The following is a 19,449-nucleotide window of genomic DNA, read 5'->3' as shown; positions in this document are numbered from 1 at the left end:
AATCCGGCTACGGCCTGGAGTTCGGAGCCGAAGGCCTCAAAGCACTCGGCGTCCCGCAGATCATCAACGGCTAGCTTTCTCTCCAGTTCGCGGCCCATTCAAGCACCCCCTTTCCCCCCTTGCGCTGTACTCCCGGAGGCTGAAAATGTCCCAACACTCACCAGAATCCACCATCGTTGCCGACCCACCCGGCCTGAGCAGGCGCACCCTTGGGGTTCCCGCGCTGGTCTTCATGACTATCGCGGCCTCAGCGCCCATGACTGTCGTAGCGGGAGGCTATCCAAGCAACTTCGCAGTTAGCGGCGTACTGGGTGTTCCACTCTCGTTCATCGTTCTTGGTTCCGTCTTGATCTTGTTCACCGTTGGCTATGCCGCAATGAGCGCAAAAATCCGCAATGCTGGCGCCTTCTACGCCTATGTTGCACAGGGCATCGGCAAGAGCGCCGGAGTTTCCGCATCATTCATTGCGCTTGTTGCCTACAACTGCATCCAGATTGCCGTGTACGGTCTCTTTGGATTCGCTGCGTCATCGTTCATCAGCGAAAAGACCGGCGCCGAGATCCCCTGGTGGGCGGCCGCGGGCGTCGCATTCGTGGTGGTGGCATGGCTGGGCGTCAATAAAGTGGACTTCTCAGCCCGAGTGGTTGCCGTAGTGGTGGGCCTTGAATTTTTGGCAGTCATCATCTTCAATATCTCTGCCTTCGTTGTGCAGCCGGAAGGGGTGCAAGCAACGGGGCTGCTGCCCAGCGACTTGTTCACTACCGGGATAGGAGCTGTCCTGGCATTCAGCATCGCCTGCTTCATGGGATTCGAGTCTGCTGCCATCTACAGTGAGGAAACCAAGAACCCGGGCCGTTCAACGGCAAGGGCAACGTATATTTCCGTTGCAATCATCGCCGTCTTCTATGCCTTCTCTGCCTGGGCGATGATGATTGCCACCGGTCCAAGCCAAATTGTGGGTGCGTCAAGGGAACTTGGTCCCGGGCTGCTGTTTGCTTTACTGGGGCAAAACGTCGGCGGCATGATGGCCGATATTGGCCAGGTCCTCTTCCTCACCAGTCTCTTCGCGGCTTTGCTGGCATTCCATAACGCAGTAGCAAGATACGTGTTCTCGCTCGCTCGCGAAGGAGTGCTTCCCCAACGATTGGCGTATGTCAATAACCGGACACATGCCCCAGTGGCGGGCTCACTCACCCAAACCTCAATCGCCTTGATCGTGGTCCTGATTTTTGCCATCGCGGGCTCTGGCTCGGAACTGGGTCCGTTGTTCCCTGTCCTCACCCTCTTCACATGGTTATCCAACACCGCAGCCCTCGGCTTGGTATTTTTGATGGTTCTGGTGTCGGTGGCAGTTATTGGCTACTTTCGCATTGATCACTGCGGGCATTCAGTGTGGACGCGCCTTATCGCACCGCTCGTCAGCGCGCTGGCCCTCGGCGGCATTTGTGTCATGATTCTGGTCAATTTTGACCTTCTCATCGGCACGTCAGGGCCATCGCTCCTGAACTGGATCCTCCCCTTGGTTGCCCTTTTCCCTGGTGTCATCGGCCTGTGGTGGGGACACCACCTCAAGTCCCGCAAACCCGACCTCTACAGGGGTATAGGCCATGGCAGCGAGCCGGTTGTTCCTGCTGAAAAGCCAGTTCCCATGCATGTTTCCGACGGTGGGCCCCTTACCGTCAGCCAACCTTGAGCCACTAAATGAACAATGGCACCTCCCGGCATCGCCGGCAGGTGCCATTGTTTTTGGTTGAAGGCTAAGACCTCTCGAGACAGGCTCAGCGGCCCTCCGCATCAGAGTCCGTGGCCAACGGCAGCTCAAAAGAAAAGGAGGCGCCCCGGGACTCATTGTCCGCAGCCCAGATACGCCCCTGCTGTCGGGTGATGATGCGGTGGCTCAGGGCAAGCCCAATGCCGCTACCGGTCGATTTGGAGGTAAAGGCGCCGTCGAAGATCCGCCCGTCGGGAATGTGTCCCAACCCTTTGCCCCTGTCTGCCACCCGAAACACGCCGGATGTCTCGGTTGAGTACGTAGTGATGGTGATGTGACGTTCCTTAGCCGGCCAATCCGCCATTTCGTCAATTGCATTGTGGCAGAGGTTCAAAACAACCTGACCGGTCAGTACTTTTTCACAGCGAATCCAGATGGGCAGATCGCTCCTGACCACTTGGACTTCCGTATTCTGCTGCTGGGCACGCAGGGAAATAAAGTACAGGCAATCTTCAACAATGTCGTTCAGATCGACCATCTGCTCGGATTGTTCCAGCTGCACAACATATTCACGAAGGCTTGAGATAATTTGGTTTGCCCGGCTGATCTGCTTTTTCGCGTTATCCAGGCCGTACTCCAGGTCTTTAGCTGCCGTCCCGGGCTGGTGAAGCCTTCGCGCCACTCCATCAATAAAGTTGGTAGCGGCTGTCAGTGGCTGGCCAAGCTCATGTGCTATCGCCATAGCCATGTCTCCCATGGCGTTGTAACGCCCCAAATAGTTGAGATGCTGCAGGTCCCGGCGGTGTTCCTCTTCGGCAGCTATCTGATCCGATATGTCATGCAACAGGATCAGGGTGCCCGTCAGGTCACTTTCCAAAGCTATGTGTTGGCAGCTGACCCCAAACCAGGCCGTCGAGCCATCAGCGAGTGTCAGTTCCAGCCGGATACTGGCCGAACCGCCATCAGGCAACTGCTTAGCAAGCGCCTTGTTCAGAATGTCCTTGGAAGAAATCGAGCACCTATCCAGAAGTTTGCTGCCCACCAGCTCATCTGCGCCGGCCCCCAGCTGCTTTTCGGCCGATGCGCTGGCATAACTGATGACCGAATGCCTGTCCACAACCAGGATGCCCTCGGCCATATGGCGCAAAAACGCCCTTAGCCTTCCTTCCGTCCTTTGAAGGTCAGACTTGAGCAGTTCTTCCTTTTCGATGTCCCGGAACTGCACCATGATCACAGGCCGAGCTTCCAGATCCACCCTTACGGCGATGGCCTCAGACAAGAACTCGCGGCCACTCTTGGAGCGGTACATCCACTCGATTCGGCTGATGCCCGTATCTACTGCTTCCTGGAGCCAATGGTGCCCGGCCGCGCGTCGGAACCTGGGGTCGGAGCTGCTCATATCCGGCGCTTTGAGGGGTTTCAGTTCCTCAAGGCTGAACCCCAGCATCTCGCATGCGGCCTGGTTGGCCCAGAGTATGTCCTTTGTGGCTGCGTCATGAATGAGGATGCAGTAGCTCAAGGACTCCATGAGCTGGCCATAGTCGGGAACACGGGGAAAGGACTGGCTGTCGGTTGTCGAGTTGGGCACAAGGAATCTTATGCCAAGGCAAGCACTCACCGATATGGGTGAAATCTTTACCTTGTGCAGCAATTGCCGTGCTGGGGGGCGAAGAATCACCAATTGTTGCGCAATGAGGGCGACCATAGTTTTGAGGCAGACCAAATTGATGCCAACCATGGGAGCACCGCATGACCGAGGTTTTGAATGCAGCTTCAAGCACCACGCTGAACGAGGTGCTGGCCACCGTTGAGCGGCGCCGCGGCGAATTCTCGGAGCAGAAATTCGTACCTGCTGATGTGATTGCCGATTTCAAGAAGGCCGGGGTATACCGTTCAGCCACTCCCAAGCGCTTTGGCGGTGACGCACTTCCCCCATCCGAGTTCTTGCGCATTGTGGAGAAGATCTCAACAGTCGATGCTTCCGCAGGCTGGGTGGCCAGTTTCGGCTCTGCCCTTGTCTATCTCGCAGCCCTACCGCTAGAGAGCCAGGCGGCGCTCTATGCGGATAGTCCCGACGTCGTTTTCGCAGGTGGACTGTTTCCCCTCCAGAAAGGCGAGCGCGTTCCCGGCGGCTGGAACGTCTCGGGAGAGTGGAAGTTCTCCAGCGGTTGCATGGGAGCGGACCTGATCGGCGTCGGACTCGTGGCGCCGGAGGGCGGGCAGGCCAAACCCCTTACTGCCGTGCTGCGTCCCCATCAGGTAGAGATCGTTCCGAATTGGGATGTCGTTGGGCTCAAGGGCACAGGCAGTAATGACCTACGCGTTCACGGCGAATTCGTTCCTGATTCGATGACCTTCATCAGAGGCGGAGAGCCCACCGTCGACGAGCCTTTGTACCGTTACCCAGCCATCGCCTACGCTGCCCAAGTGTTGGCCGCCGTCAACCTTGGGACCGGCCGCGCCGCCTTGGACTACGCGATCCGCGTCGGCAGTGGCAGGTCTGGTGTGACCGGCGCGCCGAAGCTGGCCGACCGCGCCTATTACCGCATCGATATCGCCAAAGCCGAAGCTGCCCTCCTGTCCGCCCGTGCTTTCTTTTACGAAATTACCGAAGAGGTCTTTGAGACGGTGAGCAAGGGCGATGACGCCAGTGACAAACAAAAGGCGCTGCTGCGTCTTGCCTCCACCCACGTTGCAAAAGTGGGTGCCGCTGCGGTGCAGAGTGCCTACACACTGTGCGGGACAGCTGCCATCTATGACACCAACCCCATGCAGCGGTACCTGCGCGATGCCTCCGTGGTGACTCAACATGCCTTCCTCGGAGACGGCATCTACGACGGTGCCGGCGCCGTCCTTATGGACACCCCGCCGTCAATCCCCGCCTTCATCTAACTGAACAAAGAGAGACACCATGACGACGAGTAATGAGCCCCTGCGTGTACTTTTCTGCATCGGCATCAACCAGAACTTCTTTGACCTTCCCAAGGACAGCATCAGCGACGTCTGGACCGCATTTTCCGGGATGATGTCTGCCTTGGCGCGGATGGATGGAGTGTCCGTCATTGGCAACATGGACGACGACTCCCACATGGTTGGTCCCTCTGACGGTTGGCCGTGGACTTGTTACATCCTCGCGGACGTAGACACCCAAGAGACTGTCAAAGCAGCCTGCAACCTCTTCCGGACAACCATGGTGGGCGAGCACGCCCTCTGGCATTTCGCAAAAGTCGAGGCCCGCATAGGACGTGCTTTGGTGATCCGGGACGATGTCCAGCAGGCAGTGAAACCATGACCCAGACCGATTCCATGGTGTCCCGGCGACTGGCTGCTTTGGAGAACAGGGAAGCAGCCCGACTGACACTGTCCAGATATATGGATCTATGCGACGTTCCCCGGGAGAAGGCAACAACAGCCCAGGACCTGGCCGAAATTTTCACCGATGACGCTGTTTGGGAGGGAACTGGCCCTGAGTACGGCCGGAAGTTCGGCTCTGTGAAGGGTCGTCCGGCCATCATTGCCATGCTTATGTCCTACCTGCCTCCCGCCAGGCATTTCACCACCAACATTCACGTTCTCGGCGAAGCCAGCATCCATTCGGAGAATGACCACCACGCCACTGGATTCTGGATGATGCAGCAGATCTCTGAATACTGCGACGGGCAACGGGAAATCGTGGCAGCCCGATTAACCGTTGACTTCACCCTCGTCCGGGGAATTGCGCGGATCAACCACTTCCGGACGCAAAAGTTGCTTACCCAAGCACTGGGTACCCGGACGCATCTGCCTACCAATCACAACCTGATCAGCAACTAAGGAGTACCCATGACCTCCCAAACATCAGATCGGCCCGGAGGGTTCGCCGAATTGGCGGCAGCCGATCGCGTCCCGTCCCGGCTCTACACGGATCCTGACATCTTCGACTGGGAGATGGAAAAGATCTTCTACAGCACCTGGGTCTGGGTGGCCCATGAGAGTGAAATCCCGGAAGCCGGGAGTTTCAAGATGTCCCATATCGGCCTGCAACCGGTGATCGTTAACCGGGACCGCAAAGGCAACTTCAACGTCCTCTTAAACCGCTGCCGGCATCGTGGTGCGAGCGTTTGCGAAGTCCCCAAGGGCAAGGCCAACGGATTCACCTGCCCCTATCACTCCTGGTCATACTCGTTGGAGGGCAACCTCCGCGGCATCCCGTATCCGGACGGGTACGAGGGCGTCATGGAAAAGAAGGACCTTCCACTGCAGCGTTTGCGGGTTGAGTCCTATAACGGGCTGATCTTTGCCAGCTTCAAGAGTGATATCGAGCCCCTGGCTGACTTCCTGGGCGACGCAAAGATCTGGATCGACCGCTTCATGAAGCAAGGGGCGGGCTACCCGGTCAAAGTCCAGGGGGAGCACAAGTTCCGCTTCGACGGGAACTGGAAAATCCAGTTGGAGAACACCACAGATGGCTACCATTTCCCGATCGTCCACAAATCCTGGATGGCCTCAGTGGATGCCGAAACCGCTGACATGCTCTCCTTCATGACAGATGAAAAGGCAGTCACGCATGCCTTGGGAAACGGTCACAGCGTTGCTGTCATGGTTCCGGAGCACGTGGACCTCGAAGAGGACGATGGGACAGAAGAACTCCAGGATCGCTTCCGGCACATCATCGACGAGCTTTCCGAGACCATGCCACCTGCACAGGTCCGCAGGATCGTCCGCACCATGCACGGAGCTGGCTACAACCTGAATCTGTTCCCCAATTTGTCCCTTTCCATGTCATTCTTCAGGGTTTTGCGCCCTATTTCAGTTGCCGAGACTGAGATTCAGCACATGGCCCTGGGGCTCGAAGGAGGACCTGAAAGTGTGAATCGCGAGCGGTTGCGCATTCATGAACACTTCCAAGGGCCCTTCGGATTTGGCACCTCTGACGATTCTGAGGCGTGGGACCGGGTTCAGCGCGGGGCAATAGCAAACCCGGAAATGCCCATCCTGGTGAACCGCGGCCTGGGCCGCGAAGAAGTAGTTGACGAAGGCTGGAAAACATCACATGTGACTGATGAAACCGGCATGCGCGAAGCATACGCAATGTGGAAAAGGATGATGAGCGATGACAACTGAGACCACCGTCGAGGCAACGGGAATCGATAACCGCCCTGCGCCTGATCCCTTTGACCTGGACCTAGGGCGGCTGGGCGACCCCAGGGTAACCCGCGCAATCGAGCTCATCTGGAAGGAAGCCCGACTTCTCGATGACAAGGACTACGAGTCCTGGCAAACCCTCTACACAGCAGAGGCTATGTATGTCATCCCGGTCGACCCCAATGCCGTGGACCTTGGGTCTTCTTTGAATATGGTCTACGACGACGCGCGGATGCGCCACATGCGGGTCACCAGGCTTGTTCAGGGCTACTCCATGTCCGCTGTGGCGGCGGCGCGGACGGTCCGAACCATCTCGCGTTTCACCGTTGAGGAAATTGCCGACGGAAGCGTTACATTGCGGTCGGCCCAAGTACTTGTGGGTTTCAAGCGTGACAAGTTCCAGATGCTCGGGGCCGACCTCACTCATCGGATTATTTTCGAAGGTGACGACGCCCGTATCGATCTCAAGGTGGTCCGGTTGGTCAACTCCGACTCAGCCGTCAATGCCTCCGGCTTCCTCCTCTAGGAGAGATGATGAATCACGTTGCATTGGTTACAGGTGCCGCCCGGGGGCTGGGCGAGGTCATTGCCCGAAAGCTGCATAAGGAAGGCTTCCGCGTCGCCATCACAGGCACCACGGCGGAGTCTGTTCGGCCTATCGCCGATTACCTGGACGCCTCCGGGGAAACGGTTTGGTCCGGCGCCCTGGACATCCGTAAGAAGGAGGACTTCGAACGGGTCCGGGATGCCTTGACCGCCAAGTGGGGTGGTACGGATGTATTAGTCAACAACGCCGGCCGTTCGCAAGTAGCCCCGCTGCTGGATATTACCCCTGAGGAATTTTCCGCCAACGTGGAAATCAACCTCAGCGGGACCTTCTTCGGTTGTCAGGTGTTTGCCCCACACTTTCGGGATCGGGGTTATGGACGAATCATCAATATCCATTCCCTGGCCGGCCATAACGGAGGCACAGCCACCGGCGCACACTACGCTGCCTCCAAGGGTGGCGTCTCTACCCTGACAAAAGTCTTCGCCAGGGAATTCGCTTCCGCGGGGGTGACCGTCAATGCGGTCTCCCCTGGTCCGCTTGACCTGCCTGTGGTTTACGAGACCGTCGACCCACAGAAATTGGACTCCATTAAGGCCAACGTCCCTGTGGGCCGCTTCGGGGATGCGGAGTTCATCGCGGACACAGTGGCACTGCTGGCCTCGCAAGGGGCGGCCTCAGTTACCGGGGCCTGCTGGGATATCAACGGCGGCATTTACATGCGGTGATCGCCGCAGGTTCACCTCAACATCAGGACAACGGCCAATTCAGGAAAGGAGCGATGCCCCATGGGTATGTTCAAGGTCCGGGTAGCAGAAGTGCTGGAAGAAACCAGCAAGATCAAGTCTTTTCGGCTCCAGCGCATAGATGGGGCACCGTTCGACCCCTATGCTGCGGGAGCTCACATTGACATTGCCGGACCCACGGATGTGGTTCGACAGTACTCATTGTGCAGCCAGCCGGACACCTCCGACGACTACCTCGTAGCCGTCAAACTAGAGCCCGAATCCCGAGGGGGTTCCGAGGCACTGCACTTCCAGGTGGCCGTCGGCCACGAGCTGGACATCAGCGCACCCCGCAATTTGCTCAACGTGGTGCAGGATGCAGATATCCATGTCCTGATGGCCGCCGGCATCGGGGTGACGCCCATGATCAGCATTGCCTATCATCTGCACCGTACGGGTAAGGAGTTTCAGCTGCACTACTTTGCCAAGTCGAGGGAGGAGGCAGCCTTCTGTGACCTCCTCAGTGACAAAAGCGGCTTCGGAGACCGGGTACATTTCCACTTCGGACTCAAACGCGAGGACCAGCCAGACGTCTTCAGGACTGCCTTCGAGGATCTCTCCGCTTTGTCTCACGTCTATACATGCGGGCCCGAAGGCTTCATGGCGCGAGTGCAGGAACTGGCCGGGATCGTGCTCCCGGAAGGAAACGTCCACATCGAGCACTTCCAAGCCGGGACCCCAGCGGACGCTTCCAACGACATGCCGTTCGAAGTTGAGCTCGAGGGTGAGGTCTACGACGTACCCGTAGGTAAATCGATCGTAGAAGTCCTGGCTGAGAACGATGTTGAAGTAGATACCACTTGCCAAGAGGGAATCTGCGGAACGTGCATCATGGGTGTCCTCAAAGGCGAACCGGACCACCGGGACCAGTGCATGTCCGCCAGCGAGAAGAATGCCAATGACCAGATCGCCGCGTGCGTATCCCGCTCCAAGTCTGCGCGGTTGATCCTGGAGTTGTTTTAGCCAGCTTTGATGTTCCAGGCAACGCTGACGTTGCCTGGAACAGTTAATCAATGGTGATGTCGTGCTGCAGAATGTCCCGGACAAGCGTCGCTATGCTGTCAGCACCGGTTTTGGCCTTAATACGCGTCCTGTGTACGTCCACGGTTTTGACGCTCGTACCCAGCTTTCGGGCAATGTTCTGGCTCGGAAGGCCGTCGATGACCAAGGCTAAAATCTCGCGCTCACGGGGAGTCAAGCCCGCAATCCGCTGTTCAATGCCCTTCCTTCCGCGGTGTTCCTCGAACCGTCCTTGGGCAAGTTCAAGCGTTTCCTGAACAACATCCAGCATGTGCTGCGGATCGTAGGGCTTCTCCAAAAAGTTGGTGGCACCTTGCCGCAACGCCTTCACGGACATGCGAATGTCACCGTGGGCGGACACAAAGATGATCGGAATCGGCGAGGACATTTGGTTCAAGGTCTCCTGCAGTTGGAAACCGCCAGTCCTGGGCATCCGGACATCGAGAATGAGGCACGCAGGCAGGGTAGCGTCGTACTCCGCGAGAAAAGATGCCACGTCATTGAAGATGCGTGACTTGATGTTCACAGAGTCGAGCAGCCAGGCCAGGGACGTACAGAGTTCCTGATCGTCATCCACGATGTAGACGAGAGCTTCGGGTGTGTCCATTAGTGACGACCTTGCATGTGGGAAATTTGCTCCTTTGAAGCTACCCACTACACAACGGAACAGTCAACGTATTTCGCGTAAAGATTTCACCTATTCCCATGAAGTGATCACTGAACTGCACTGGCACAAATTGCAATATTTATTAGCAGGAAACCGACATAGTTTTCTTCTACAGGAATTTATTCATAGGCCATTTATCCGGCCCGGTGTTTGGAGAAATAAAATGCCCGAACTTTCCCAGATCCAAAAAGACTTCCGAACGGCAATGGCACATCTGCCGGCTGCAGTGAACGTGGTAACCACCGATGGCCCCCACGGCCGGGTAGGGATTACCGTCAGCGCCGTATGCTCCGTCACGGACAGCCCTCCCACCGTACTCGTATGCGTCAACCAAGGCAGCGCAACACACAACGTCTTCCAGAACAACGGGGAGATCTGCATCAACGTTCTCAGCGGCGAACATGAAGAGCTTGCCCGGCACTTTTCAGGAGCCACCAAAGTACCCATGGAGGAGCGTTTTGGCTGGGATATCTGGGAAGAAAACCCGGCAGGGTCCGTACCTGTCCTCCGGGATGCGCTGGTCAAGATCGTGGGCCGCATCAGCGATCGCATCACTCAGGGCTCACACTCCGTGCTTTTCGTCCACGTGGAACGCATTGAAGTGCAGCAGGAGCGTGACAGCCTCGTCTATTTCAAGAGGCAGTTTCATCGTCTTGCCGTAACCCCGGAGCTGGTGGCAGTTTGAGCAGCAGCCCAGCGCTTGTGGACATAGCGACGAAACTCAGGACCGGCAAAACAACCCCCGGGGCAGCAGTGGCTGACAGCCTCAGCCGGGTGGCCCAAACAGAACGGGAGATCCGGGCATGGGTCACCCTTGATCCCGAGGGTGCTGCACACCGGGCAAACGAGCTCCAAGCTTTAGAGGCTCCTCGTGGTCCTCTCTGGGGCATACCCGTGGCGGTTAAGGACCTCATCGACGTCGAAGGCCTGGCCACAGGATGCGGCTCCCCACTGAAGGGACTGGTTCGGGCTGAGAGGGATGCTGACTGCATAAGCCGACTCAAAGATGCCGGCGCCATAGTGATCGGCAAGACTGTCACCACCGAGTTCGGATACTTCAAACCCGGCCCCACACGTAACCCAGTCAATCCGGAGCATACCCCTGGAGGGTCATCGAGCGGCTCCGCGGCAGCTGTTGCCTCCGGAGCCGTGGGACTGGCACTTGGTACCCAGACAGCGGGGTCCCTGACCCGTCCCGCCTCCTACTGCGGAGTGACCGGCTTCGTTACCGCTCACAAGCAGTTCTCCATGGCAGGAGTTGCAGGGCTGAGCCATTCTCTGGATACCCTCGGGCTGTTGACCCGCACGGTAGGGGACATGAGCTTCGCCTGGCATGCGCTCAGCGGCCTGGAAATACCCAACAGCAGCACCGGGCCCGAGCCACTGAGGCTTCTCATATGGAAGGGAAGCGATCTCGGCGACCTGAGCTCCGGGATGACCAATGCACTGGAAGCTACGGTGAGGAGCCTTCGCGGTCAGCCCAACATATCCCTGACCGAGTGGACCAATCACTCCCTCATCCAGCAACTCGCCGAAGACCACGCCACGGTCATGGCAGTGGAAGCGGCGAGCGCCCGGCAGGAGGAACTCGGCCGGCCCGAGGCCATCAGCAAACCTTTGTTGGAACTCCTGCTCAGCGGACGCAACACCAGCCGCCACGCATACCTCGATGCTCTGGACCGCATCGCCAGTGCCCGCGAAACGGTGTCGGGCCTGATGCTCGGCTTCGACGCCATCCTCGGCCCTGCTGCCTTGGGAGCAGCCCCTGTGGGACTTCACGCTACCGGAAGCCCAATACTGAGCCGACCGTGGCAAGCCTTGGGACTGCCTGTCCTCACCATCCCCGGAATTCGGGATCACAGCGGTATGCCGCTCGGCCTCCAGCTCATCGGTATGCCTGGCAAGGAATCCCAACTGTTCGGCATCGGCCAGCGTCTGGAGAGCACCCTGCCACCCTCTTCCCTTCAATAGACCACCCATCCAACAGATGCAGGTAAACATGACCATCCCCACTGCAAAGCAAGGTTCCCTGGCCGAGGCCATGCACACAGGCCGCATGAACCGGCGAGCCTGGACCATCACGGGCTTACTGGTGCTGTTCCAAATCATCGCCTTCGCGGACAAAGCGGTCCTCGGCCTGGTGGCACAACAGGCCATACCCGAGCTGGGCATCAGCACTATCCAGTTCGGCTTCATCGGAAGCGCATTCTTCTTCCTCTACGCCATCGCGTCCGTGCTTTTGGGTATTTGGGCGGGCAAGGCCCCCATCAAATGGGTGTTGCTCGCCATGGGGCTGAGCTGGGCAGTTCTCCAGTTCCCCATGCTCTTCGGCGGGGGCGCTGCGGTCCTCCTCGTCACCAGGATTCTTCTGGGAGGAGCAGAAGGGCCAGCCACTGCCATCTCCCTGTCCTCTGCTCACTCCTGGTTTCGACCAGCGGACCGCTCTCTCCCCAGTACACTCATTGCCATCGGCTCCACCCTTGGCCCCGTCATAGCAGCCCCCGCGTTGGCGTTGGTCATAGTGAACTTCGGCTGGCGTTGGGCCTTTGGAGCGCTGGGGATCGTCGGCCTGCTCTGGTCCGCGGTGTGGTACTTCCGGGGAGCCGATGGACCATACGGCGGGAGGCAAAGCGCCGGGGCTTCCAAGCAATCCGAATCTCATGCCGAAGCGACCCCTGTCCCCGAGGAGAAGCCGTCCGGATTTGACAGCCAAAAGCCAGTGCCATGGAAGGCCATCCTCACCTCAGCGTCCTTTGTGGTGGCAGTCTTCGCGGGCTTCACCAACTTTTGGACTCAAGGTTTCCTGACAACCTGGGCTCCTAAATACTTGGGCGGGGTTGTCAGTTTGTCGCCTGAGCTGGTGGCTCTCGTCTCCTCATTTCCGTGGCTTTTTGGAGCGGTTGTTCTGCTTGTACTTGGCCTGTTGGGCCGCAGCCTCATGCACAAGGGCAAGAGTGTCCGCATAGCAATCGGTGTGCCGTTTGGCATATCGCTGGCTGTCGCGGGCATTGCCTTTGTGATCCTGCCCGCGACCTCAGGCGCTTTGTCAGTTGTGCTTCTGACCGTCGCCGCAGGCTGCAGCGTGATCTACCCGTTGGCGCCAACAGCCATGGCTTACGCGGTGGGGCCAAAGCAGCGGCCCGTTCTGATGGCAACTCTGGGCGGCGTGGCGTCACTTGGTGCGGTGATCTCCCCAACGGCAGTTGGTATCTTCATGGATTCTGCGGGGTATCGCAGCCCTGCACCCGGGCAAAAGGACACCCCCGAGATGATTCTGAGCATGACCAACGGCGTCCATCAATCATTTGGCATCGCCGGGGTGATGCTGCTGCTTGCCGGTGTCCTGGCGGTTTTCCTCTTAAACCCGGACCGGACTGGAAGCCGGCTGCAGCGCAAACATATCGGATCGACAGGCTCATAGGAGAACAGGAAAGCTCCCTGGTCCGAGGACCAGGGAGCTTTCCAGGTTTCGGGCTACTTCCAAGAAGCGTCTGCAGTCCAAAACTCCATGCCATTCGCGCTCACGCCATGCTGCCATTCAGTAGTTCTGGCCAAGTCAGGTTCTACGAGGGCTGTAACAGCGTCGGCGGCCATTGGTCCATCCTCATCAACCTGCCAGTGAACCCAATTGACCTCCAGTCCGTGTTCGTCGTGAACGAAAAGATCCACGTGGTGCCATCCATAGCCAAACGTATCCATATAGCAGGTCAAGAACATGCGATGGTGATTCAGTTGCCGCATTCGCATTCTCCTTTGTGTGGTTTCTTTGGAACGCTACGTCGAAATTCCTTGTGGCAACAGCAGGGAAATCTTTACGCGGGCTAGAGGAACATCGCCTGTTGCCCAGCCGCCGGCACATCAAGAATTAAGAAACAAAGTTTCCCCTTCTGTTTCCGCTATTCCACCCACCCTCCGTCACGACCCAAAGGTGCTGCCGTGAAGATTGAACGCATCGAGGCGATCCCCTACTCGATCCCCTATGCGCGGCCGCTGGCTTTCGCCAGTGGCTACGTGAGCGCCGCGGAACACGTTTTGATCCGCATCCATACGGATGACGGCATCACCGGCATCGCGGACCTACCGCCCCGCCCTTACACCTACGGCGAAACCCAAAAGTCCGCCGTCGCCGTCGTGGACGGCCTTCTTGCTCCTCAAATCCAAGGCCTGGATCCGTTCGGGCGGGAAAAGATCCAACAAATCCTCAACCGGACAGTTCATAACCAAACGGCCAAGGGCGCCTTGGACATCGCCCTGTGGGACATTATTGGCAAGTCCCTTGGCCAACCAGTGTCCCGGCTGCTTGGTGGCTACACCGACAAGATCGGCGTCAGTCACATGCTCGGCTTCAAACCAGCTGGCGAGCTCCTGGACGAGGCCAACAGCATCAGGGGCCAATACGGCATCACCACCTTCAAGCTCAAGGTAGGCCGCCGTCCCCTGGCGCTGGATATCGAGGCCTGTCACGTCCTCAGGGATGGGCTTGGTCCGGAGGTGGAACTGTATCTGGACGCAAACCGGGGATGGACTGCCAATGAAGCGCTTGAGGTCCTGCGACGCACCCGGGATCTAGGACTGTCCTTGCTGGAAGAACCATGCGATGCCAAGGAAGCCATGGGCCGGCGACGCCTAGTGACCCAGTCACCCATTCCGGTAGTCGGCGATGAAAGCGTCCCCACGGCAGGAGACGTGTCGCGTGAACTGCTGTCCGGCGGCTGTAACGCCATCAGCATCAAGACAGCCCGCAGCGGGTTCACCGAAGCCACACAGATCCTCGGGCTGTGCACGGGACTCGGGGTTGATGTGGTCATGGGCAACCAGATCGACTCGCAACTCGGGACCCTGGCCACGGTGGCTTTCGGGTCCGCGCACGAGGCTACGTCCCGTCGCGCCGCGGAGCTCTCCAATTTCCTGGATATGTCTGATGACCTCGTTGCCGAACCCATACTCATCACAAACGGGACCATTGACGTGCCGAAGGCGCCCGGCGTGGGAGCCGAAATCGATGAGGAACGCCTTCAACGCTACCGGCTGGACCACTAGCCAAATCCACTTCACTTCTGGAGGAACACCATGCTCTATCTCGTCAGGATGGACGTCAGCATTCCACCGCAGATCCCGGCCGCCGAGGTCGCAGCTGCAAAAACGAACGAAAAGGAACGCTCTCAGGAGCTGCAGCGGGACGGGCGGTGGTTACATCTTTGGCGGGTCGTCGGCCAATACGCGAACTACTCGATCTTTGACGTTGACAGCCACGACCAGCTGCACGACCTTCTGCAGACGCTGCCCCTATACCCGTACATGACAATCGACGTCATTCCCCTGGCTCAACACCCATCAGCAATTACCACCCTCGAACAGTCCTGAGAAAGGTCAGCCATGTCCGTAGAAACTCAAGTCACCGCCGCCGATTCCGGCGCCAAGGCCACCGAACGCTTCCGATCGTCAGCAAAGACTGTCGCCTCAGAAGTCGGGACCAGCAGAGTCAATCATTTGGCTTCACGTGCCGTTGCTGCCTTGGTGGACATCATCACCGAAGACCAAGTGACCTATGACGAATACAACGCCCTCAAGTCCTGGCTCATCCAAGTTGGTGAAACTGGTGAATGGCCGCTCTTCCTGGACGTGTGGCTTGAACATGCAGTTGAGGAAGTTGCCAATGCCGGCCGCGAAGGCAGCAAGGGCACCATAGAAGGACCCTATTACGTGCCGAGTGCACCAGTGCTGGAATCTCCGGCCACCCTGCCGATGCGCCATGACGAAGCCGGCACTCCTTTGGTGATGCACGGAATCGTCACAAGCGTCGCAGGGGACGCCTTGGCCGGCGCCCAGGTTGAGATCTGGCACGCTGACGATCTTGGCTTCTATTCCCAGTTTGCTCCAGGAATACCCGAGTGGAACTTGCGGGGCACTGTCATTGCCGACGCTGAGGGACGCTATGAGATCCACACCCTCCAGCCGGCCCCCTACCAAATCCCAACAGATGGAGCTTGCGGCAAACTTATTGATGCAGCCGGTTGGCACGCCAGGCGACCTGCCCACTTGCACCTGAAAGTCAGTGCAGCCAACCATCAGCTCGTTACCACTCAGCTTTACTTCCAAGCCGGCGAACATCTGGGTGACGACATCGCTTCGGCCGTCAAGCCCGAGCTGGTTCTCGATCCGCAGGACAAGGCTGACGGAACCGGCCGTGAAGTGCGCTACGACTTCGTTCTCGATAAATCCTGATTGGACGTATTTTTGGTCCGGGCACCCGCCAGCGTTTGGAAGGGTGCCCGGACCGTTGTCCCGGTGTGAACGGCCGAAGGTTAAGATGATCCCTGAGTCACCATCATGATGTCGTCCCAGGGAGCCCCTCCAGTGCCAAAGATTGTGGACCACGATCAACGACGCCGCGAGCTGGTGGACGCAACCTGGCGGATCATCGCACGGCTGGGGATGGAAGGCGCCACCATGCGGGAAATCGCGGAGGAAGCCGGGTTCGCCAACGGTGCATTGAAGCCCTACTTCCCCACCAAGGATCTCCTGCTGACCTCGGCGTTCGGGCACGTCTTTAACCGCACTAACCAGCGCATCGCCACCGTGACCGAGGCATTATCCGGTATTGCGGCGCTCCGAGCGTTCTGCGCCGAAGTCTTGCCACTGGATGAGGAACGCGTCAACGAAGCGCGCATTGTGATTCCGTTCTGGCAGAAGGCACTCAATGACGCTGACATGGCCGCTCTGCACAGCGAGTCCATGAGTCAGTGGCACAACACCATCCAGACCCATTGCGCCTCCGCCCGGGCGGCCGGCGAGATCAAAGCCCCCATCGGGGACGCCGCCGTCGCCGACCACTTGCTGAACATGATGCTCGGTGCGCAGATTGTTGTGGCGTTGTCCCCTGCCGAATATTTCTCGCAAGATCTTGCGGGGCAGTTGGATAATTACCTCGCACTGCTTGCCGCTAGTTAACTGGTGGCGCCCGACGCCACTACGCCAACGCCCAGGCCTGCAGGTGAACTAAGCCCCACGTCACGGCCTGCGCTTGCATCGGCTTCCTCCTGATTACACATTGCTATCGGGAGCGCTGCGAATCTGTAACCTTGAAAGGGCGCGACTGATTACATATTCATAGCGTTACCGATAGGATTATGAAATGGTACTGAGTATCCCCGACCTGGCCAAGCGACTACACGTCAACGAGAGCCGAGCGCGGCAGCTCGTCCACTCCGGACGTATTCGCGGCCAACGGGTTGGTGGACGCTGGATCATTGAGGAAGCTGACGCCGCCAAGTACCGGCCAGGTACGCCTGCTGGTCGCCCATTGTCCGAACGCAGTGCCTGGCAACTCGTATCCTGCTTCTGGGACGACAACCCGCTGCCTTCCCTCCTTGAACAGTTCGGACCCTCGCCGGTCGAGAAATATCGCTTGAAAGAGCGCATCAAGCGGCTGCAGGACTCGCCCGACCCAATCAAGCTTCTCGCAGCATGGCTGGCCAATCGTGCCGATAAATTCGAGTTCTCTTCCAGCCCGGACGACGTCGCCGAGCTTTGGGAGGACAATCGAATCCACCTCTCCGGAGTCTCTCATCCGCGGTCTGGGCTCCTGTCCAACTCAGAGGTTGAAGCTTACGTGCGACGCGACGAACTCGAGGAAATCGTCAAGGACTGGTTCCTGGTTGAGCCACTTCCCGGCAAGAGGCCGAATGTAATCCTCCGCGCCGCCGAGCAGGTCCCGGACGAACTTCCCCTACTGGTGGTGGCGGCAGACTTGGCCGAACGGCCCGGTGTCCGGGAACAACAAGCTGCACGCGATATCCTCAGGAGCGTCCATGCCTATTGAACTTCCCGCTATGCCCACCGAACAGCGGGAAGCTTGGCAGGCTGTCTTCGAAATATACGATGCGATGCCGCAGGGTTGGGCCCTGGTCGGCGGCCAAGCGGTCTTCCTGCACGCTATCGAACGTGGCGCCCCATTCGTGCGGCCTACCAAGGACGCCGACATGGCGCTGGACATCCGGGCTTACCCGAAGATGCTTCACGATTTCACTGAACTCCTCGTGAAGCTCGGCTTCGAGTCCGCTGGAGAATCCCCCGAAGGCTACCAGCATCGTTGGCAGCGCGGCGAAGCCCTGGTGGACGTCCTCATCCCGCGCCATCTGGGTGAACGCGCCGAGAAGCGACGAGGAGTTACCGGCGGGACAACAATTGCTGCCCCGCCAGCCAACAAGCTCTCGACCGCTCCGAGACCATCGAAGTTCAAGCAGGATCAGCGTCCGGCAGCGTGAACCGTCCCACGATCATCGGAAGCCTCATCGGCAAAGCCGGAGCGCTAACCATCATCCACGACTCCCTACGGCAGCGGCACATCGACGACTTTCTTACCCTGGCCTCTGTTGTCCGGGCAGCAGACCTGCGGGGGGTCACCTACCAGCCCGCCGAGCGGGACCACTTGGCAAACATGCTTGGACGACTCGCCAACGAGCCGCAACTCATGGAACAAGTGCCGGAAGGCGCCGAGGGTGTGGAGCGTCTGCGAATGTCACTGAACTAGCTGCTGGCGCCCGACGCCACAACACCCACGCCCAGCCCGGCGATGACACCGCTGCTGACGCGCTCGACGACGGTGCTTACCTTGGGGCGCTTAAGCCACCGCATCGCCTTGAACGCGACGACGGCGATCATCGACAGATACGCGAAGGCGATAACAGCCACCACCACGCCGAGGATGAGCGAGGTGCCCATGGTGTCCCCGCCGTGCGGGATGAACTGCGGGACCACGGCCAGGTAGAACAGTCCCACTTTGGGGTTGAGCAGCGTGGACAGTGCCCCTGCTCCCAGAGCGGAAAGCCTGCTGTATGGGAGGGGCGCGTTCTCCACCGCTCCGGTTCCGGCTGCGGTAGCGGCCTTTGCTGCTTTGGCCGCTTTCCGGGACTTGACGAATGAAGAAACGCCCAAGTACAGCAAGTACAGGCCTCCGGCGATCTTGACCCAACGGAACAATTCCGCGGACTGCTCCAGGATGGCGGCCAGACCTACGCCCACCAACGCAGCCCAGGCAATAGCGCCAACGGCAGACCCTGCAGCCGCAGCGATTCCAGCGCTGGGACGGTTCAAGGCAATACGCAGAACAAGGAACGTGTCCGGTCCAGGCGTCACGGACAAGACCAGGCAGAGGCCAGCGAAGGCTGCGAGGGAAGCAAGAGTCACAAGCTCGATTATCAGGCACGGGGCGCTCAACAGAAAGCGTTCGCTTCCCGTCAAGGGCCGTTCGTGCATAGACAAGGCCTATCTGCGTGACGCCGACCACACTGGAAACATCGCCGCGCGCCTCACTGGCCGCCAAGAATTACTACCCGAGCGGAGTACCAATGGAGACTTACGACGCCCTGCTGGCCTCGATCACCCCGGCCACCGGCCAGAACAGCCGCACCATCCTTGACCCGGCCACGGGCGAGGCTGTCGGCGAGGCACCTGTTCACACGGTGGAAGACCTCGAAGCCGCTGTTTCCGCCGCTACCGCAGCACAGCCGGCATGGGCTGCCCTGGGCCACGACGCAAGGTCCGCTGCGCTCATGAAGGCCGCCGACGCCGTCGAACGCTCCGCCGAAGAACT

General features: G+C 58.9%; 22 protein-coding genes and 1 pseudogene. 20 read left to right on the top strand and 3 right to left on the bottom strand.

Annotated features, from left to right (window positions below; translation table 11 throughout):
- Together RQH14_RS23215 and RQH14_RS22860 are read left to right on the top strand one after the other, a co-directional pair.
- A pseudogene (locus RQH14_RS23215) lies at positions 1-74 on the top strand (aldehyde dehydrogenase domain-containing protein); the annotation flags it as partial.
- Between the two features lie 71 nt (positions 75-145).
- Positions 146-1,693 carry an APC family permease gene (locus RQH14_RS22860; protein WP_311215400.1) on the top strand — a complete coding sequence of 516 codons (1,548 nt, stop codon included), beginning with the start codon at positions 146-148 and terminating at the stop codon, positions 1,691-1,693.
- Between the two features lie 85 nt (positions 1,694-1,778).
- On the opposite strand, the gene RQH14_RS22855 is transcribed toward RQH14_RS22860, so the two are convergent.
- Positions 1,779-3,449: a PAS domain S-box protein gene (locus RQH14_RS22855; protein ID WP_311215399.1), complete on the bottom strand. Its 1,671-nt coding sequence runs from the start codon at positions 3,447-3,449 to the stop codon at positions 1,779-1,781.
- A gap of 11 nt (positions 3,450-3,460) precedes the next feature.
- Here RQH14_RS22855 and RQH14_RS22850 point away from each other — a divergent pair, with 11 nt between their 5' ends.
- From RQH14_RS22850 to RQH14_RS22820, 7 genes are read left to right on the top strand one after another with little or no spacing between them, the layout of a single operon-like run.
- A complete protein-coding gene (locus tag RQH14_RS22850; RefSeq protein ID WP_311215398.1) occupies positions 3,461-4,603 on the top strand; it encodes an acyl-CoA dehydrogenase family protein in 1,143 nt (380 codons plus the stop codon).
- Positions 4,604-4,622: 19 nt separating this feature from the next.
- Positions 4,623-5,003 carry a hypothetical protein gene (locus RQH14_RS22845; RefSeq protein WP_311215397.1) on the top strand — a complete coding sequence of 127 codons (381 nt, stop codon included), beginning with the start codon at positions 4,623-4,625 and terminating at the stop codon, positions 5,001-5,003.
- The gene (locus tag RQH14_RS22840) at positions 5,000-5,524 is read left to right on the top strand and encodes a nuclear transport factor 2 family protein (protein WP_311215396.1); all 525 of its coding nucleotides are present in this window, start codon (positions 5,000-5,002) and stop codon (positions 5,522-5,524) included. Before RQH14_RS22845 ends, RQH14_RS22840 begins: the two co-directional genes overlap by 4 nt.
- Positions 5,525-5,533: 9 nt before the next feature.
- Complete coding sequence (locus tag RQH14_RS22835; protein WP_311215395.1) at positions 5,534-6,814, top strand: aromatic ring-hydroxylating dioxygenase subunit alpha; 1,281 nt, start codon at positions 5,534-5,536, stop codon at positions 6,812-6,814.
- The gene (locus tag RQH14_RS22830; RefSeq protein ID WP_311215394.1) at positions 6,804-7,361 is read left to right on the top strand and encodes an aromatic-ring-hydroxylating dioxygenase subunit beta; all 558 of its coding nucleotides are present in this window, start codon (positions 6,804-6,806) and stop codon (positions 7,359-7,361) included. Before RQH14_RS22835 ends, RQH14_RS22830 begins: the two co-directional genes overlap by 11 nt.
- 5 nt (positions 7,362-7,366) lie before the next feature.
- Positions 7,367-8,110: an SDR family oxidoreductase gene (locus RQH14_RS22825; RefSeq protein WP_311215393.1), complete on the top strand. Its 744-nt coding sequence runs from the start codon at positions 7,367-7,369 to the stop codon at positions 8,108-8,110.
- A gap of 60 nt (positions 8,111-8,170) precedes the next feature.
- The gene (locus RQH14_RS22820; RefSeq protein WP_311215392.1) at positions 8,171-9,130 is read left to right on the top strand and encodes a PDR/VanB family oxidoreductase; all 960 of its coding nucleotides are present in this window, start codon (positions 8,171-8,173) and stop codon (positions 9,128-9,130) included.
- A 43-nt stretch (positions 9,131-9,173) separates the two neighbouring features.
- Here the strand turns inward: RQH14_RS22820 and RQH14_RS22815 are convergent, their stop codons facing one another.
- Entirely contained in the window at positions 9,174-9,794 is a 621-nt protein-coding gene (locus RQH14_RS22815) for a response regulator (RefSeq protein ID WP_311215391.1), read from the bottom strand.
- A gap of 223 nt (positions 9,795-10,017) precedes the next feature.
- On the opposite strand from RQH14_RS22815, the gene hpaC reads away from it, so the two are divergent.
- The 10 genes from hpaC (at position 10,018) to RQH14_RS22765 (ending at position 18,387) form a co-directional block, all read left to right on the top strand.
- Entirely contained in the window at positions 10,018-10,539 is a 522-nt protein-coding gene (gene hpaC / locus RQH14_RS22810) for a 4-hydroxyphenylacetate 3-monooxygenase, reductase component (protein ID WP_311215390.1), read from the top strand.
- A gap of 17 nt (positions 10,540-10,556) precedes the next feature.
- Positions 10,557-11,825: an amidase gene (locus RQH14_RS22805; RefSeq protein WP_311215402.1), complete on the top strand. Its 1,269-nt coding sequence runs from the start codon at positions 10,557-10,559 to the stop codon at positions 11,823-11,825.
- Between the two features lie 28 nt (positions 11,826-11,853).
- Positions 11,854-13,275: an MFS transporter gene (locus RQH14_RS22800; RefSeq protein WP_311215389.1), complete on the top strand. Its 1,422-nt coding sequence runs from the start codon at positions 11,854-11,856 to the stop codon at positions 13,273-13,275.
- 515 nt (positions 13,276-13,790) lie between these two features.
- Positions 13,791-14,894, top strand: coding sequence for an enolase C-terminal domain-like protein (locus RQH14_RS22795; RefSeq protein WP_311215388.1), 1,104 nt, complete (start codon positions 13,791-13,793; stop codon positions 14,892-14,894).
- Between the two features lie 30 nt (positions 14,895-14,924).
- Positions 14,925-15,218, top strand: a complete 294-nt coding sequence (catC, locus tag RQH14_RS22790; protein ID WP_311215387.1) for a muconolactone Delta-isomerase — start codon at positions 14,925-14,927, stop codon at positions 15,216-15,218.
- A gap of 12 nt (positions 15,219-15,230) precedes the next feature.
- Positions 15,231-16,079: a catechol 1,2-dioxygenase gene (gene catA / locus RQH14_RS22785; RefSeq protein ID WP_311215386.1), complete on the top strand. Its 849-nt coding sequence runs from the start codon at positions 15,231-15,233 to the stop codon at positions 16,077-16,079.
- A gap of 132 nt (positions 16,080-16,211) precedes the next feature.
- Positions 16,212-16,805: a TetR/AcrR family transcriptional regulator gene (locus tag RQH14_RS22780; protein ID WP_311215385.1), complete on the top strand. Its 594-nt coding sequence runs from the start codon at positions 16,212-16,214 to the stop codon at positions 16,803-16,805.
- A 184-nt stretch (positions 16,806-16,989) separates the two neighbouring features.
- Positions 16,990-17,676, top strand: coding sequence for a helix-turn-helix domain-containing protein (locus tag RQH14_RS22775; protein ID WP_311215384.1), 687 nt, complete (start codon positions 16,990-16,992; stop codon positions 17,674-17,676).
- Entirely contained in the window at positions 17,666-18,121 is a 456-nt protein-coding gene (locus tag RQH14_RS22770) for a hypothetical protein (RefSeq protein WP_311215383.1), read from the top strand. Before RQH14_RS22775 ends, RQH14_RS22770 begins: the two co-directional genes overlap by 11 nt.
- Entirely contained in the window at positions 18,118-18,387 is a 270-nt protein-coding gene (locus RQH14_RS22765; RefSeq protein ID WP_311215382.1) for a hypothetical protein, read from the top strand. Before RQH14_RS22770 ends, RQH14_RS22765 begins: the two co-directional genes overlap by 4 nt.
- Here RQH14_RS22765 and RQH14_RS22760 read toward each other — a convergent pair.
- Entirely contained in the window at positions 18,384-19,043 is a 660-nt protein-coding gene (locus tag RQH14_RS22760) for a LysE family translocator (protein WP_311215381.1), read from the bottom strand. The genes RQH14_RS22765 and RQH14_RS22760 overlap by 4 nt on opposite strands.
- 161 nt (positions 19,044-19,204) lie before the next feature.
- Between RQH14_RS22760 and RQH14_RS22755 the strand changes: the two genes are divergently transcribed.
- Positions 19,205-19,449 (top strand): aldehyde dehydrogenase family protein (locus RQH14_RS22755; RefSeq protein ID WP_311215401.1); only part of this gene is annotated, 245 nt, incomplete at its 3' end.

Source organism: Arthrobacter sp. WCS2018Hpa-7, assembly GCF_031843805.1.
Lineage (GTDB): Bacteria > Actinomycetota > Actinomycetes > Actinomycetales > Micrococcaceae > Arthrobacter.
The sequence above is the reverse complement of the archived record's forward strand: the minus strand, read 5'-3'. Positions and strand labels throughout refer to the sequence as shown.